Below are 2,346 nucleotides of genomic sequence, written 5' to 3' on the forward strand. Positions count from 1 at the left end.
CAAGGCGCTGATTACGGTGAACCGCATCAAGTATCAGCCGATCGACTATTCCAGCTATGAATTTCGCCGCCAGCCGTTTTTTAATTCGGCGCAACTTGGGCGCATGAATGCCGAGAAACTCGCGGCGGACATCCTGGCGGACATCTTGAGCGTTGTGACCGCCGACAACTTTGGGGACGCAGTGAAGACGACCGTTGCGACCGCGTTTGGCTCTGACGACGTGGTTGACATTCGCGGAGCCGCGAACGCGCTTCATTGGCCCGACGTGGGCCGCAGTTTGATTGTGGACAGCACGGTCGATAACGCTCTGCAGAAGGACACCAGCTACAAGCTGGCGTTGAACATCGGGACCGCCTCGGTCATCCAGCAAGGCCAGTTCCCGACCCTGAGCGGATTCCAATATTCTTGGCTCCCTAACCTGCCCGACAATTCGGAAAACCTGATAGGCTTTGCCGCGTTTGCCTCGGGCATCCTGGCAGCGTTTGCACCGATCGACCCCGCGCCGGGCGTGCGCCAACAGCTTGTTGGTTATGAAGTGGTGACCGACGCGGCAACCGGCATTTCGTTCAATTACCGCGCATGGGGCGATCCAATGAATGACCGGCAATACGAGATTGTTGAATGCGCCTATGGCTTCGCCAAGGGCGTGAGCAACGCCGTGCTTCGCATCGTATCAGCCTAACTTTAGGTGGTAGGTTCGGGGCCAGCCGTGGATCGAAACACGGTTGGCCCTTTCAACTTTGAATACGACCGAGACAGCGACCATCCTGCCAAGTGTCTTGCCTTGTGGGGGCAGGGCTTGGTGCCAGAGTTGGGCCGGTTGATTCACCCGGCAAAGGGTGGGCGCTGTTTCGCTTTTAGAGGCTTTGTGACCCGGCACCCTATCGACACCGCAGCCGAGGGTTGCGACGCGCCTACCGCCAGCCACCGCACGCCGTTGGCCGGCGTGGTGAGCGCGGGCACCCCCCCCCCCCCTATCCTTAAGGAGTCCCCTTGAAACGGCGAAAGAACGCGGGTTCTTTGTCGAGGCGCTATTTGCTCGCCTGCCAATCGAAAAACTAACCGTCCAAGTGTCCTAACCCCTTATGAAGCCCACTGACACCAAATTGGCCCAGAAATGGGGTTGCGACACCCGAACAATTCGCCGATGGCGAAAAGACGGCGCACCGTTGGGCGACCAAAAGGCAATGCATACTTGGCTTGCCACCCGCAAAAGCTTGCCCCCGGGGACCGCGGCGCTTGTCGCCAGGTGCACAGCCCGGGCGCTTGGACGCGCCGCCACCGCTGACACGAGCGAGGCGACCACTGGCGCACCCGCCGCCTTGCGCCGGTTGGAGTCTGCCGAAAGCCTGACCTACAGGGTTCTGCAAACAGCGCTGAAAAGCGGCAACCCCTCCGCTGTCAAAGCCGCGAGAGAAACCTGGCTGGCCATCACAAATGCTTTGAGGCGGTTCGACTTACAAGTTGAGCGCGGCTTGCGTGATGCCGACGAGCTTGTCCCCCGGGGCGAGGTGGAGAGGCACGTGGGGAGTTTCATGTATTGGATGCGCTTGGCCAGCCGCCAGGCATCGAATACGCTGATTGCCGGCCTATCGGCGCACACCGACCTGGTTGCCGCTTTCGAGACACTGAAGGCGCAACTTTGGGAGAACCAAATTTCAGCCCTGGCGGCGATGGCCAGCAGCCCATGCAAGGCCGGGTTGCCGCCGTGGTGGATAAAAGCCGCCTGCGCGAGCCTGGACGACGCCTTTTCCGGCAGCGAGACAACGGTTGCCAGCCGCCGTGAATCGCTCGAGCAGATATTTGCCGGCTTGGTTCAAGGGAACGCACAGGCGAGGCTTGAGAGGTTGACCGGGTTGCCCACCCCGCCGCAGTAATTCGCCCCACCATAAGCACGCACCCACCCCATTTGAACGCGTCCAGCGCCAACCAGGAGCGTCCGTTTCAAGCCAGCCAGCCGAAAAGCCGGAGTTTGACCCCAGGCGGCTGGACGCCAGGAAACAGGATCGGTCACAACACGTTACCGAAGCGTTTCACCCACAGGCGGCTGGACGCCAGGTCGTTGCCCGTAGGCGAGCCGCAGCGACCCGCCCGCATAGGCGACACCCCAAGCCGAAAGTGAAACACGTTTCACATTCTCAACCTCCCAATTCTTTCCTACAAGTTCCTACGCAATTCATGGTAAAAGACTGCCGCGACATGCCGCGAGCGCCAGTTTTCAAAAGTGGGTGGCACCCTGTAAAAACAGGCATTTGCTAGTGTTTTGCATGGAAAAGTGAGGTGTGCAGTGCGCGGTTTAGGAATGCCGGAACCCAACCCGGACAGAGCTGTAGTCGGTGAGGCTCT

3 protein-coding genes are annotated in these 2,346 nt (G+C 60.1%); all 3 read left to right on the forward strand.

All coding sequences use genetic code 11. From position 1 onward, the window contains the following. The coding region (locus WCG50_RS18960; protein ID WP_336901154.1) for a hypothetical protein at positions 1-682 on the forward strand (682 nt) is incomplete at its 5' end. Positions 683-709: 27 nt separating this feature from the next. After that, entirely contained in the window at positions 710-997 is a 288-nt protein-coding gene (locus WCG50_RS18965) for a hypothetical protein (protein ID WP_336901155.1), read from the forward strand. A 334-nt stretch (positions 998-1,331) separates the two neighbouring features. After that, entirely contained in the window at positions 1,332-1,877 is a 546-nt protein-coding gene (locus tag WCG50_RS18970) for a hypothetical protein (protein WP_336901156.1), read from the forward strand. Positions 1,878-2,346: the final 469 nt, after the last annotated feature.

The organism is Rhodoferax sp., assembly GCF_037143375.1.
In the GTDB taxonomy this organism is placed as follows: Bacteria; Pseudomonadota; Gammaproteobacteria; order Burkholderiales; family Burkholderiaceae_C; genus Rhodoferax.